Annotated in this window: 4 protein-coding genes; all 4 read right to left on the bottom strand. The window is 51.4% G+C overall.

The annotated features are described in order from the left end of the window. Window positions 1-9 precede the first annotated feature (9 nt). Genes QMG93_RS25725 through QMG93_RS25710 form a run of 4 tightly spaced genes read right to left on the bottom strand, consistent with a single transcriptional unit; the run spans window position 10 to window position 15,399 of the window. The gene (locus QMG93_RS25725) at window positions 10-7,683 is read right to left on the bottom strand and encodes a non-ribosomal peptide synthetase (RefSeq protein ID WP_281941601.1); all 7,674 of its coding nucleotides are present in this window, start codon (window positions 7,681-7,683) and stop codon (window positions 10-12) included. A gap of 16 nt (window positions 7,684-7,699) precedes the next feature. Further along, entirely contained in the window at window positions 7,700-8,989 is a 1,290-nt protein-coding gene (gene ectB / locus QMG93_RS25720; RefSeq protein ID WP_281941599.1) for a diaminobutyrate--2-oxoglutarate transaminase, read from the bottom strand. A gap of 12 nt (window positions 8,990-9,001) precedes the next feature. Further along, window positions 9,002-10,990, bottom strand: coding sequence for a cyclic peptide export ABC transporter (locus tag QMG93_RS25715; protein ID WP_281941597.1), 1,989 nt, complete (start codon window positions 10,988-10,990; stop codon window positions 9,002-9,004). A gap of 20 nt (window positions 10,991-11,010) precedes the next feature. Next, window positions 11,011-15,399, bottom strand: coding sequence for an amino acid adenylation domain-containing protein (locus QMG93_RS25710; protein ID WP_281941595.1), 4,389 nt, complete (start codon window positions 15,397-15,399; stop codon window positions 11,011-11,013). Window positions 15,400-15,405 lie beyond the last annotated feature (6 nt).

Here is a 15,405-nt window from a genome sequence, read left to right as displayed (position 1 = left end):
CCAAGGTTGTTAAAAAATAAACTCAATCGGTTCATCCACGGTATTCGTTAAAGGCTTGAACGTTTGCAGGTGGATATCCTTGATCTGAACTTCCACATTTGCGGTCATCGTCCGGAGAATGAAGATCCAGTCGTTACTCATCCGCTGAACGGTTTCTTTCTTAAATAACGATGTCATGAAATCCAACGTACAATAAAGGGTATCTCCCAGTTCCACCACATCCAAGGAGAGATCAAACAGCGATACCGCAAAAGGAAGCGGGAAGTACTTCATGGCGACATCCGACAGCTTCTTCTCCCTATTTTCCGTATTGTGCAGGGCAAACAAGGTATCGAAGAGCGGATTTCTGCTTAGATCCCTCTTCAGCCCCAGCTTCTCCACCAACCTATCAAACGGATAATCTTGATGTTCATACGCGGCAAGCGTCGTTTGCTTCATCTCTTGAAGGAAACCGGCTGCCGTTTTTTCTCCGGAAAGCGCCGCTCTGATCACCAGCGTATTGACGAACATACCGACAATCGGCTCAAGGTCCGCATGGGACCTTCCGGCAATAAGCGAGCCCACGCGAATATCTTCCTGTCCGGTATATTTATGGAGCAAGATGTGATAGGCGCTCATGAGCGCCATGTATAATGTGGTTCCCGTTTGCATAGACAATTGCCGGAGTTTGTCGGTGAGCTCTTTGTCAATGCTAAAAGCGACCGTATCGCCGGCAAAGCTTTGAACGGAGGAACGCCGATAATCCGTTGGTACCTGCAGCGTGCTCAGTTCTCCCGCCATAGCGGACAACCAATAATTTTCATGAACCTTGAAGATGTCGCTGTCGAAATATTTCCGCTCCCAAACCGCATAGTCTTTATATTGAATGTCCAGCTGGAGCAAATCTTTCCCTGCATAGAGCTCGCCGAGCTCATGATGAATAATGTCCAGAGAAAAACCGTCGGAAATCATATGATTCATATCCAACAGCAGTAAATGGCGCTCTTCCGATAAAGCGATGAGCTCAACCCGGAACAGCGGCGCTTGCTCCAAATCGAACGGTTGCGCAAAAGCTTTCACCAGAGCGTCCAACTGCTCTTCCGTTGACTGCCTGTACCGCACTTGGAAATCCACCGCCGGATGAATGCGCTGCACCACCATGCCGTCTACCATCTCGAAGGATGTACGCAAGGCCTCATGCCGTTCGATCAACGCGGACAAGGCTTTTTCCAAGCGCCCCCGCTCCAGCCTTCCCTCAAGCATCATCGCATGCGGCATGTTGTAAATGAGCTCCGACCCCGGCATTTGCTGCAGTATATAGAGACGCTTTTGTGCGGAGGAGAGCGGGTAATACGCGCGGGAATCCGCTTTGACGATAGTTGCAAACGAGTTGCCGTTCAGCCCTTCAATCGCGAAAGCCAGCTTTTCTATCGTGGGTGACAGGAAAACTTCCCGCAGCGGCAGCTGGACATTCAATTCCTTATGAATGCGCGAAATCATCGCGGTGGCTCGGAGCGAGTGCCCGCCGATCTCGAAGAAATTGTCGCGGACCCCCACGCGCGCAAGGCGCAAGACATCCTGCCAGATCGCGGCCAGCCTATCTTCCAGTTCGTTCCTAGGCGCTACATAGGATACGTCGCCCTCTTCCCGGTTCGGCGCAGGCAGCGCCTTTCTGTCGACTTTGCCGTTCGGCGTCAACGGCATCCGCTCCAGCTGTACAAAGTACGACGGGATCATAAAATGAGGTAGCGTCTTCGCCAAATCTTCCCGCATCCCCGCGGTGGCCAGGTCTTCATCCGCCACCACGTACGCGCATAAATACCGCTCTCCCTGCCCGTCATCGCGGATGATAGCCGCCGCTTCCCGCACGGAAGCGATCTGCAGCAGCCTCGACTCCACTTCGCCCAGCTCCACGCGGTAACCGCGCAGCTGTACCTGGTTATCGATCCGGCCCAAATATTCGAGATTGCCGTCCGGCATCCAGCGGACCAGGTCGCCCGTCCGGTACAAGCGCTCGCCCGGCACGAACGGATTCGCTACGAACTTCTCCGCGCTGAGCTCCGGCTTCCGGTAATATCCCCGCGCTACGCCGGCGCCGCCGATGACCAGTTCCCCCGGCACGCCGACCGGCTGCAGCTGCATGCGGTCATTGACCACATACATACGCATATTCGGCATCGGCTTGCCGATCGGCACATACCCCGCGCCGGGCAGCTTGTCCAGCGGCTCCTCGTAGTAGCTCGTGTCGATGCTCGCTTCGGTCACGCCATACACGTTCAGAATCCGAATGTCCGCGCCGAACCGCGTTTGCAGCTTAGCATACTCCTCCACGGAGCAGCTGTCCGAGCTCACAATCACAACCTTCAGCTCCGGCAGCGGGATGCCCTGCTCCTGCACATAGTCGAATAACGGCGTAATCAGCGCCGGCGTCGATTCAAAGATCGTGATGCCTCGTTCTTGCAGCAGCCTCGCCAGTCCGGGAATATCGGCCCGCACTTCCTCCGGGCATAAGACGCATTGTCCGCCGTTCGCGAAGGTACGCGCCATATCCCCTGAAAACACGTCGAAAGAGAAGCTTGCCATTTGCAGCAGTCTCACCGGAAATTGATCCAATCGATAGACCGTCCGATAAGCCATGGCGACGTTGACGAAGCTCCGGTGCTCGATCATCACGCCTTTGGGCTGGCCCGTCGTCCCCGATGTATAGATGACGTAGGCCAAATCCTCCGGCCCGCTGAGAAGCTCTACAGGGGCGGAACTCACCGCCTCCAAACCGTCATCCTCAAAATAAAGCACTTCTCCGCTGAAGCCTGCGCCTTCGGAGGACTCCTCCGCCCGACTGCCCGCGAGCAGCTCCGCGATCTGCCCTTGCAGCTCGCGCTGGGTTAACAACAGCGCAGCCTGGCTGTCGCGCAGCAGGTACGCGATCCGCCCCGCCGGGTAGGCAGGATCGATCGGCAGGTACGCCCCACCCGCCTTCATAACGGCCAGCGCCCCGATGATCGTATCCGCGGAGCGGCGCGCCATAATGCCAACGATCGTCTCGCGCCGCACGCCCTTGACCCGTAGCGCGCGAGCCAAGCGATTGGCCTGCGCATTCAAAGCGGCATATGTCCATTCCGCTTCCCCGACAACAAGCGCCGTTTGCTCGGGCGTTCTTGCCGCTTGCTCTTCGAATAGTTCATGAAACGTCCTGCTCTCCGTGTCATAAGCCGCAGCGGTATCGTTAAATCCAACCAGAATGTGCTCCCGCTCTGCTTCGGACAACAGTTCGATGTCGCCCAGCACAGCGTCCGGCTCATGAACCAGTTGCCTTAACAGCTGTACGTAGCACCGGGCCCATCGTTCAATCGTTTCCTTATTGAATAAGGCTGTGCAATAATCAACAATAAGCTTAATGCCGCCTTTTTCTTCAAGCACGCTAAAGGTCAAATCGAACTTGGAGGCGCAATAGCCGAATTTGTACGGCCTTGCCTGAACATCCGTCAATTCCAAAGCAAGCTCCACATTCAGCAGCTCGAACATCGTGTCGAAGATTGGATTACGGCTTATATCTCTGCGGATGTTCAGCTTCTCAATCAATTCTTCAAACGGATATTGCTGATGCTCATACGCGGATAATGCCGTGTGCTTGACCTCTTTCAAAAAGTCCGAAAACCGTTTATTCCCTGCTGGGAACATGCGCAGCGCCAACGTATTGACGAACATCCCCATGATGTTCGTCAGTTCGTCCTGCGGTCTTCCCGTAATCGGCGATCCTACGATGAATTCTTCTTTGCCGGTTAATTTGTGCAAGAGACCTGCATACGCCCCCAGCAGCACCATGAACAGGGTCGTTCCTGTCCTGCCGGCCAATTGATAGAGCTGCTCAGACAAATCCTGATCTAACACAACCTGAATATGGTCGCCGTTGAAGCTTTGTAGCGCCGGTCTGGCACGGTCCGTCGGCAGTTCCAGGACCGGAATTTCCCCGGCCAGCGCGTCCAGCCAGTAGGCTTCCTCTTTTTTATATTGATCCGTTTGCATGAAATCCTGTTGCCATACGCAGTAATCCTTGTACTGAAGATGAAGCGGCTGCAGGGTGTTCCCCGCATAAAGCTCGCTTAATTCGCGCAAAAGAAGGCCGATCGTCATGCCGTCCGAAATGATATGATGCATGTCGAACAACAATAGATGCTTATCTTCTCCGATCTTGATCAAATCCACGCGCATAAGCGGCGCCTGGCTCAGATCAAATGGACGAACAAAGCCGTCAATGCTTGCCTTCGCTTCCGTTTCCGACGCCTCGAGATAACCGATGCGAAAATCGCCGGTCGGATGAATGCGCTGAACAGGAACGCCATCGATCAGTTCAAACGAAGAGCGCAGCGCGTCATGCCTTGCAATGAGACCGGCAAAGGCATGCTCCAGTTGTCCGCGATCCAGCTTTCCTTCAAGCAGCAGCACTTCCGGCATGTTGTATGCTCGCTCGGCGCCTTCCAGTTGATGAAGAATGAACAGCCGCTTCTGCGAGGACGACAGCAGATAGTAGTCCCTTTGTTCCGCTTTGACAATGGATATGAATTGATGACTATTCTGTTGTTGAATGACTTTAGCCAATTGCTCAATCGTCGGATGCTCGAATATATCCCGCAGGGCGATCTTCACATTCATAAGCTTATGAACACGCGACATCAGGGACATCGCTTTTAACGAATGGCCGCCGAGTTCAAAGAAGTTGTCCCTGATTCCCAATTTCGCAACGCCAAGCACCTCTTGCCAAATGCGGCATAGCGCTTCTTCCGCCGGGTTGTTAGGCGGTATGTATGCCGTTTCGTTAAGCAAATCCTTGGCCGGCTGCGGCAGTGCATTCTTGTTGACCTTCCCGTTTAACGTAATCGGCAGCTTCTCCATCCAGACAAAATGAGAAGGAAGCATGTATTCCGGCAACGAATACGCCAGATCTTGCCGCAACTGTCCGAAGCTCATTTCTTCTTCCAGCACGATGTAAGCTGCTAAATAGGGGCTGCCGTTCGCTTCCAGCCATGTTTTCACGGAAGCTTCCCTAACGAGCGGATGCCGCAGCAATTGAGATTCGATCTCGCCGAGCTCAACCCGGTGCCCCCTAATTTTGACCTGATCATCTTTTCTGCCTAAATATTCAATGTTACCGTTAGGCAGCCAGCGCGCCAGATCGCCCGTGCTGTACATTCTTCCTCCCGGATGATTCGGGTCGGGAAAAAACTTCTCCGCTGTCAGCATCGGATTGTCGACATATCCCCGGCCTACATTATCCCCGGCGATATACAATTCGCCCGCTACGCCCTGAGGCACCAATTGACGGTGCGCATCGAGAATGTAAATGGACGTATTGGCAATCGGTCGGCCGATCGGCGGCAAATCGGCAATCGGATTCGACGGGTCGACCGTATACGTCGTCACGACATGAGTTTCCGAAGGACCGTAATGATTATGCAGGTAGATGCCTTGCGCACGGAGCATCTTTTTTAACTCGTCGCTGACAACGAGCTGCTCTCCGGCTGTCACGATATGCCGGACGCAGGTCGGGAAACGGGCCGCAAAATCGCTGTCCTGAAAAACAAATTTGAGAAAGGAGACGGGTAAATACAGCACCTCGATTTGATTGCCAGCAATGACTTCCAATAGCCGGTTGACATCGGTTTGGGTATCATTATCAATGAGATGCAGCTTCCCACCGGACAATAAGGTGGAAAAGACCTCTTGATAGCACACGTCGAAGCTCAAGGTCGTATATTGCAGCACGCTGCCGCTGCAGTCGATATTCGTCTGAGTAAATTGGAAATAGAGCAGGTTCACCAGGTTGCGATGCTCCAGCATCACGCCCTTTGGCTTGCCTGTCGTACCCGATGTGTAGATGATATAGAGCAAATCATTCGGCGTATTGACATAATCTACGGGAGCTTTGCTTTCTTCCTCCAGCGGTTCCGTCTCCACATCCAGTACCGGCGTCCCGGTCAAGCCCGGGTCCATCAAACGGGTTTGCGTGATCAGAACAGCGGCCTGAGATTCCTCCAGGATCAGCCTGGCCCTTTCATGCGGATACTTGGGATCGATCGGTACAAAAGCAGCGCCCGCCTTCAATACGCCGAGAAAACTGACAATCATCTCTAACGAACGTTCCAGCTTAATGGCAACGATGTTGCCGGAGCCAACCCCGCGCCTGCGCAGCGCCCGGGCCATCTGATTCGCCTTTTCATCCAATTCCCGATAGGTTAACTGCTCCTGGCCTAAGGAGACGGCTGCTCGTTCGGGCGTTCGTTCCGCTTGCTCCTCGAACAGCCGGTCAATGGTTTTATCCCGCGGATAGTCGGCCTTCCTATCATTAAAAGCGGCCAGTTGCCGCCGCTCGGCGTCCGTTATCATCGTGAGATCGGCCACGAGACCGTCCGGATTGCGGACGATTGCATGCAAAAGCACGCTAAAATGGTGAGCCAGCTTCTCCATAGCAGGGCGGTCAAACAAATTTTGATTATATTCAAAATGTAAGGATAGCCCTTCGTGCAGAAACATTTTCAGGCAAATATCGTAATTCGTCTTGCCGCTGCCGGCGAAGGAGCGAATTTGAAGGCGGCTGCCTTCGGTATGAAAAATGTGTTCAAAAGGGATATTTTCCAGTACGACGATGGAATCAAACCATTCATTATTTTTCAAACCGCATTCCGCTTTGATGTCGGCAAGAGACGTATACCGGTAATTTTCCCGCGCCTTCATGTCTTCGGAAATCTGATGGATGAGGGACTTCCCGCTCGCGCCCGCCGTCAAGCTCACTCTTGTCGGCAGCGTATTAACGAACAAGCCTGCGACTTGTTCCATTTCCCTCAGCTGATGGGGTCTCACCGATTCCACCGAGCCAAAAACCACATCGTCCACGCCTGTATACCGCTGCAGCAGCACTCCCCAAGCCGCATATAGAAGGGGAGCTAGAGTAAGGTTGGAGGCTATCGCCAAATCCTGGGCCTCGCGGTACACCGTTTCCGAGACGTTGAACGTCAAGTGATCCACGGTATAATCGTCCGATTCATGGACCTGATTGGTCTTCAGCCGGGTAGGCTCGAATGCGGCCAAATAACGCTTCCAGTAGGTTAACGACTTACCTTTGTCCTGGAGCTGCAGCCATTTGACGAATTCCTTGTATTTTCCTTTCCTCGGCTTCTGATGCTCTTTCCCATCAAGCAAACGATTATAGGCGTCCTGGAACTCCTTGAGCAGAATCCCCATACTCCAGCCGTCAAACAAAATATGATGATTGGATAGAATCATTTCGATTTCATTGTCGGACAGTACGCAGAGCAGAATGCGGTAGGGCTCAGACTCCAGGACCAGCTTTTGCGCCCGATCCGTTTCTTTGATGACTTGCAGCTGCGCAAGCTGATCATTCGCGGAATAAGGGGTCAAATCGATCGTCAGCACAGGCGGGTCGAATTGCTTGAGGACCAGTTGAACCGGCCGATCGATGTTGTCCCACTTGAAAACCGTGCGCAGCATTTCATTGTCGGCAGCGACCTTGCCCCAGGCTTGCTTAATTTTATCAATGTCGATGACACCCGTTATCCGAAAACCGAATTGCTCAAAATACATATTCGAATCCGGGTTTTTGATATAGTGAAACAGCATGCCGGCCTGCATAAGACTCAAATTAACGATATCTTCGACATTCTCTTTCGTAATCACTGGCTTGCTCATGGTCTCTCCCCTATGATTAGGCATAAACGCCTTGTCTCTCGCTGCAAACTTCTTGCGCACAAAACTTTTGCATGCTCGTCTTAATGATCGCCATGCCCTGCATCAAAAGCTCGGTCTCGATATTTAAAGGCGGCATGATTTTGATGACCGTATCGCCTCTTCCCGCCCTTTCGATAATGAGTCCCCTCTCATAACACTCTGCGACAATTTTCTTCGATATCGCTTTATCCGTAAGATTGGAGACATCAATCCCCCAGATCATCCCAATGCCGCGAATCTGGATGTTGGCGTCAAGAGGAGCAATTTCTTTATGCAAAAAGCTGTCAAGGAATGCGGCTTTCGCTGCTACCTCCTGCTCCAAATTCACTTGTTTGCGGTATTCCAGGGCAGCCGTGCCGCCAATGAAGGCCAACTGGTTGCCTCGGAAGGTGCCGTTGTGCTCCCCAGGGTGCCAAATATCGAGCTCAGGCTTCATCAGAACGAGCGACATCGGCAATCCATAGCCGCCGATCGATTTGGAAAGAATGACAAGATCAGGGACAATGCCTGCGCGTTCAAAGGAGAAAAAAGTTCCCGTTCGCCCGCATCCCGCTTGAATATCGTCGCATATCAATAAAATGCCGTGCCGTTCGCACAAAGCGCTCAGTCGGCGCATCCATTCAACCGGGGCGACGATCACGCCGCCTTCCGCCTGCACGGTCTCGAAGATGATGGCTGCCGGCTTCTCGATCCCGCTGTTTTCATCCGTCAGAACAGCTTCCATATAGGCGATGGTATCGAACGTATCCATGAAGCCGTATGGGTAAGGCATGAACGTCACATGCGAGAGGGGAACTCCCGCACCCGCCCTGTTGTACAGGTTGCCGGTCAAAGCCAGGCTTCCGAGCGACATGCCGTGGAATCCGCCCATGAACGAAAATACGCCCGTACGCCCCGTCACCTTCCTGGCCAGCTTGATGCTCGCCTCCACCGCATTCGTACCCGTCGGACCGCAAAACTGCATTTTGTACGGATAACGGCCAGGAGCGAGAACTTCCCTCTGGAAGGTTTCAATAAACGCCTGTTTCGCCTTGGTAAACATGTCCAATCCGTGAATAACGCCGTCATTTTCGAGATAGTCCATAATTTTTCGCTTGATATACGCGTTGTTGTGCCCATAATTCAGGGCGCCGGCGCCAGCAAAAAAATCAATATAACGTTTCCCGTTTTCCGCTACCATGACGCTATCTTTAGCGCTGCTATAAACATCTGAAAAGGTTCTGCAATAAGATCGCACATTCGATTCCCATTCTTCAAATACGTTCATAAAGTTTCACCCTTACGCATTGAGATTAGTGGAGAAATGTAATTCCGCCGGCTGTGTGCGTCGAACCTGACGATGTTCAACTTTCTGCAGCTTTCCGAACTCCAGTTTGACGAGTTGATCCGCTAAATCGAAATAAGCGTCATCATGGGTAATCGCAATGATGCATTTGCCTTCCTTTTTTAATTCGGGCAGCAGCACCTCATAGAAGTACCGGCGGAACTCCGGGTCCTGGTCGGCCGCCCATTCGTCGTACAGACAAAGCGGTTTATCTTCCAAGTAATTGATGAGAAAAGCAAGCCGTTTTCTTTGTCCGGTAGACAGCTTAACCGTACTGAAAGCATTGTCTTTCACTTCGACCTTGTCTTCAATGCGAAGCAGCTTTAAGTATTCTGCGACCAGCGGGCCTTTCTGTTCCAGGTCAACGCCGTACATTCTCTTAAACAAGTAGAAGTCGCTGAAAATGGTAGAGAAATATTCTCCCAATTGCGCGGACCCGACGGGGCGCCCATTGATGCGAATCTCGCCTTGGGTTGGCGAGTACAACCCTGTGATAAGCTTGGCCAGCGTTGACTTCCCGCTGCCGTTCCCTCCCGTGATGAATGAGATTTCACTTGAATGAAAGCGAAGATTAATCGGACCTACCATGAACGATTCGCCGTTATCGCCCGTATAGTTGAAATGGACATCTACCAATTCCAAGGTTACAGGGGTAGTCTGATCGGCACCGGCCAAATCCGAGACATCCGGTTGAGACCTCGGCAAAGCTCCGAGATCATGCATAAATTGGTTGATGCGCTGCCAGCTGATTTTCATTTGCATCATATTGGGCATCGCGCCCGATAACACGGTAATAGGCCCGATCATGAACAGGAATAGATATACAAAGCTTTGCAGCGTGGCGACATCTAGGCTTTGAAACAGATGCGGGAATAGAAAAACAACCGTTCCGATAATGACAATAAAACTGATCTCACTCATGATGGTGACATAGGCAAACTTGACTTCTCCAACAATTCTCCGCTCCATGTAAACGTTGCAGCTGGCTTCGATATCCCCGCGGAACTGGTCGTTTTTCTTTTTATTGATCGAGAGCTCCTTGGAGCCCCCGACCATATCCTGGATAAAATCGAGAAACATGCTTTGCAGGTCTCTGACGTTCTCCCAAATCGCGTCCAGCTTTCCGGATTGTCTGTGAAAGATCAGCACAATAAGCCCGAGTACGCAAAACAGAAGCAGCAGCGCATAAGGGTTTAACACCCCTAGATACACAAAACAGCTGATCAGCGTGATTGAGCTCGTCAACACCGTGATGAGTGTATTCGCGAATTCGCTAATGACTTCCATTTCATTGTTTAAGCTCGAATAGATCCGCCCACTCTCGACATTTTCCAATTTCTCGTAGGGAGAACGAAGATAAGTGTCGATCATCGTCATGCGCTTGTCGTAGATGAGCTCGTTCGCAATCGAGATTAGTTTTTTTCTGACCAATACTTGGGAAATGACGTAAAAGGTCAGCGCCAGCGTGAAATACAGCAGCATTTTGTTTAATTCCGCGCGGCCGCCTGCGACGGCGATATTGATGCAGAAGATGATTAACGCATTGCTTACGCCGCCCAGTATACTTAAAGTTCCTAAGTAAAACCACGGCTTTTCGTTTTTCCGGGGAAAATAAGCGATCAATACCGCATACACGTAGAAGATCACCATAGCTGCATAGAGGATAATAGCCGCCGGCAGTAGGCTTGGCGGGGCCCATTCCGACAGGCGCTGCCAGGATGGATCATGCCCCAGCAGAGCCGGGATTCTATAAATGCCGAATCCCAGACTCGCCATAAAAGTGACAGTCAGCAGGAAGCTTGCCATAGCCCGTCGTCCTATGCTCCGATAGGTTCTCGTTTTGCCTGCGATCTGGGCAAGGACGAGGAGCATATAAACCAAAGTGACAAGAGCAAAGCTCCCCGCAAGGCTCATTACGATAATCGCAATAGCATCCAAGCTCATATAGCGACTCTCCTTCGTTTTTATAACGAAAATATATGATCGATATCTTCCTGTGAAATATCTGCGGAATCAAAATCCGACGGCGTATATTCAGTATGATTCAAGCTCAAGCAGTGCTCCATAATCCGGATGAGGTGCTGGGCGAACAATGCCGCCAGCTTGCTCAGTGCGTCTTCGGCATAGAGGCCGGCATTCGAGGTGAAGATAACTTGAAGCGTCCCCTCTTCGACGATTGGCGCAATAGCCAGCAAGCCTGTCATCGGCGCGCCCGGGCTTATCTCCCGGTACTTTCCTTCCTGATCGATGGAGACCCAAGAATAGGAAGGCATATGATCCCAGCTTCTTACGCCCTGAAGGCAAATATCAGGCTGCTCGGAGAGCCGCAAAACAGGAGAGGCGGACGCATGACGCAGCTGCTCCTTGGCTGCTTTTATTCGTTGGGACATAGACCCGGAAGGATCATGAGTCAGCACCGGACAGCAGTAGCTTGTAAAGCGGCCCACCGTTCTGGCCGCCTCCAACTGCCCGGCCTGGTCTTGTCGGCCGTCGATCTCGAGCGCTATGTGCATGGGGTTGTCGTCAGACATGTCGTTCGCGGCAAAAGCGACGGCCATGGCTAGCAAGTCACCCGGTTCCGTGTTGTAACCTTCATTAGCCTTGGACAGCAGCCATTCGGTATGCAGAGGAGAAAAGTCTTTGACGACGCGGTAACCCGTGCCGGATGCCGAATACTCCTGCTCTTGGTTAACGGCTCCAGATTCCGTAGAGAGCCCGCTTTGCTTTAATACCCATTCTTGGTAAGAATGCGTCTTAGGCGGCAAGACAATGGGGGTTCCCCGCCGGATGCTGTCGATCATGCCAGCCAAATCCTCGATGATGATTCTCCACGAAGTCGGATCGACAATGAGGCGATGAGCGGCCAACAGCAGCCGTTTTCCTTGTTCGCCCAAATCGAACAAGCATCCTCTGAATAAGGGTGAGCCGTTCAATTGAATCATGGAATGAATGCGCCCAATATGGCATGCAAGGTGCTCTTCCAAATCGTCAGCATGCACATTCGCGAGATCGATCGATTCCGGTTTCAGCTCTTCCTTGGTGTAGCGGTCATCGTACCTTAATCCATTCCCTTCGATGTCCATAACAAGCCGCAAGGAATCGTGGTGGCGTACCAGCTCCGTCAGGCACGAGCCCACTTGATGGGTAGCCGATTCGCTTGTCAGATGTAAGATGATCGATTCCACGCCTGCCGTCAAAGAAGTGAGAGGAACAACACCTTGCAAATAACCTTGCTGTTGGCCGGTTCCATTTGCGGTCATCACTTCCGACATCTCCATGAATACAGGGCTGGACAGCATTTCCGCTACTTTGATCGAAAAGCCGCAATCTTGGAGCTTGTAGGCGATTTGAATCGCTTTAATGGAATCGCCGCCCAAAGCATAGAAGTTATCGTGACGGCCCACTATTTCCACACCCAGTACGTCTCTCCAAACGCTGGCCAACAACAGTTCCTTTTCCGTTTCCGGAGGAGCAAATGCGGCGGACGATTCCTTTTCGAGATCAGGATCGGGCAATTCGTGCCGGTTGATTTTGCCGTTTTGCGATAAAGGAATGCGATCGAGCTGCACAAAATAGGAAGGCACCATATAGTCGGGCAATATACGGGACAGATGCGCCCGGAGCGCGTTCGTCTCGATTTCATGATTAGCCGCATAATAACCGCATAACTGCCTATTCCAATCCCGCCCCGCTCGGGCAAGTACCACCGCTTCCTTGACGCCGGGATACTGGCGGATTTGAGCTTCGATCTCGCCCGGCTCGATCCGATAGCCGCGGATTTTCACTTGATCGTCGCTGCGTCCCAAAATTTCCACCGTGCCGTTGTGCATGCGCCTTCCAAGATCACCGGTCCTGTACATGCGCTGACCGGGAATGAACGGATTAGGGAGGAAGGCGGCAGCCGTTAAATCAGGACGATTGAGGTATCCCCTGCCTACATTGGTCCCGCTAATGCAAATTTCTCCGACCTCGCCGATCCCCCTAAGCTGCATGTCCTTGTTCATGATATACAGACTGGAATTATGCAGTGGAGTCCCGATAGGCAGGATCTTATACTGATCCAACGATTCTTTGGTGACCGTGTAAGAAGTGACATCGACGCAGCACTCCGTCGGGCCGTATATATTCGTGATTTGGGTTTGTTCCATCTGAAAATGCGCATAGAACGCGCGAATGACATCTGAGGAGAGCGGTTCTCCCCCAATAATAAGTCGCTTCACGTGAATGGCGTGTCCCCGCGTAGAATCGTCTTGAAGCAGCAATTTGATATGCGCCGGCGTCCCGTCGGAAACATCGATTCGATAATGGTTGTAAAAAGCTAACAATTGCCTGCCGTCTACGCGCGCTTCCTCCGGCACGATATGTAAATGATATCCTCCCAGCAAAGCGGCAAACATTTGCTGCACTGAAGCATCGAATACGAAGGGAGCGACAAGCGCAATATGCAGCGGTTGATCGTCATTGTGGTAGATCGTTTCATGCAGAGTGCCGACCAGGTTGACGACATTCCGGTTTTCAATCATGACGCCTTTGGGATAGCCCGTTGTGCCTGATGTGTAAATCACATAAGCCAGCTGCTCCGGGCACACGCGAATAGCGGGATTATCCTTGAGCTCCACTTTCTGCAAAACGTCATCCACTACCAGCCATTTGCCCGAATATCCTGCGATTTCAAACTGCGCTTTGGTCGAAAGGATGATTTCCAGCGCGCTATCTTGAATGATGTAATCGATGCGCTCATTAGGATATGCTGCGGAGATAGGCACATAAGCGCATCCCGCTTTGAGCACTCCAAGAATGGCAATCATCATTTCCAGCGAGGGCTCCGACAAGATGCCTATGCATTGCTCGGGCTTTATGCCTTGCCCAATAAGACCCCATGCCACTTGATTCGCTTGTTCGTTCAATCTGAGGTAGCTTAACGTTTGTTGACCGAACGTTACCGCTTGGCGTTCCGGCGTCCTGTTCACTTGCTCTTCAAACAATTCACTGATCGATTTATGTAGGGGATACTCCGATTCCGTACGGTTCATGTCAAAGATAAGCGTTCGCTTCTCTTCTTCACTCACGAGACTAAGATCAGAGACCGTGACAGATTCGTGCTGCATCATGATATCCATCAGAAACAGCAGGCGGGTATGCATGAAACGGATTTCTTCGTCCGTAAACAGGTCCGTCTTGTAGTCGTACTCGACTAACAAGCTCCCGTCCAGGGACCAATCCTTGATAATAAACTGAAGCGATTCCGCTTGTTTTTCGCTGGTGTATTCCACGAGTTCCAGCGGAACGCCGTTCATTTCTCGTGGAGGCCTCGTGCCAAGGTAGTTGACGATTACCTCAAACAACGAATCGATTCCTTTTTTCTTGAGTTGTAGATCTTGATGGAGAAGGTTGTATGGATATTTTTGATGCGCGTAGCATCTCATTAATTCTTTCTGAGCGCTTTGCAATACAGCTAAAATGGACTGCTGCTCGTCGATGTAAATTCGTAGTGGCATGGTACTCGTAAACATACCGAACATATTTTTTTCTTGGTGCCCCGAGCGGTTCAAGACAGGGGTGTTAATGATCAAATCATTTTGCTGAACGAACTTATTCAAATAAAGCAGCATGGCACCCACGAAGAAGGTGTTCATGGATATCTGATGTCGATCGGCAAATTGTTTCATTCGCCCGGTTTGTTCAAGACTGAGCTTGAACCTTGTCCGCTTGCTAATCATTGCACTCGAACGAATGGGGAAAGCTTCCGGCAAATCCTTGAATCTATCGAGCCAAAATTGCCGGCCTTTCTCAAATCGCTTCGAATCGAGATATGCCTGCTCATTGTCGATCGAATCCAGGAAGGAGAATTCCACTTCCTTATTCACCGGTTCCCCGGCCGTCAGCTTCTCATACAGCTCGACGATTTGATCGACGATGATTTGCGTCAATGATTTGCCGTCTGCAATGATATGGTGAAACCGATAGAAGAATCCTGTATTCTCGTCTGAAATGCGAAACATCGTCATGTGATACAGCGGCGAATGCTCCAGCCGGAACGGCGCAGCCATTTCCTTCTTCACCCATGCATGGAAAGCCGCTTCTGGCTGATCCTGCTTGCTGAAATCAATAAAATCCACAGGCTTTTGCTGCTCAACGACGTATTGATGCGTTTCATTATTGCTATGTCCGATCTGAATACGTATGCCCGGATGTTTGCTAATAAAGATCTGAATGCACATCTCCAAAGTTCTAAAATCAATGCAGCCTTTAAAATGCATCGCAAGAGCAACATTATGAATATTCGAATTCGGGTAGATGTTTTCCACATACCAAATTCTTTTCTGCGAATTGGTCAACGGCCATTTCGTCACGGTTAC

The organism is Paenibacillus tyrphae, from assembly GCF_027925525.1.
Lineage (GTDB): Bacteria > Bacillota > Bacilli > Paenibacillales > NBRC-103111 > Paenibacillus_G > Paenibacillus_G tyrfis_B.
This window is presented reverse-complemented; position numbering and strand designations above follow the sequence as displayed.

Excerpts from the sequence above, each read along its gene's own strand:
- QMG93_RS25715 (WP_281941597.1), bottom strand. The coding sequence starts at position 10,990 with ATGAGCTTGGATGCTATTGCGATTATCGTAATGAGCCTTGCGGGGAGC.
- QMG93_RS25725 (WP_281941601.1), bottom strand. The coding sequence starts at position 7,683 with ATGAGCAAGCCAGTGATTACGAAAGAGAATGTCGAAGATATCGTTAAT.
- ectB (WP_281941599.1), bottom strand. The coding sequence starts at position 8,989 with ATGAACGTATTTGAAGAATGGGAATCGAATGTGCGATCTTATTGCAGA.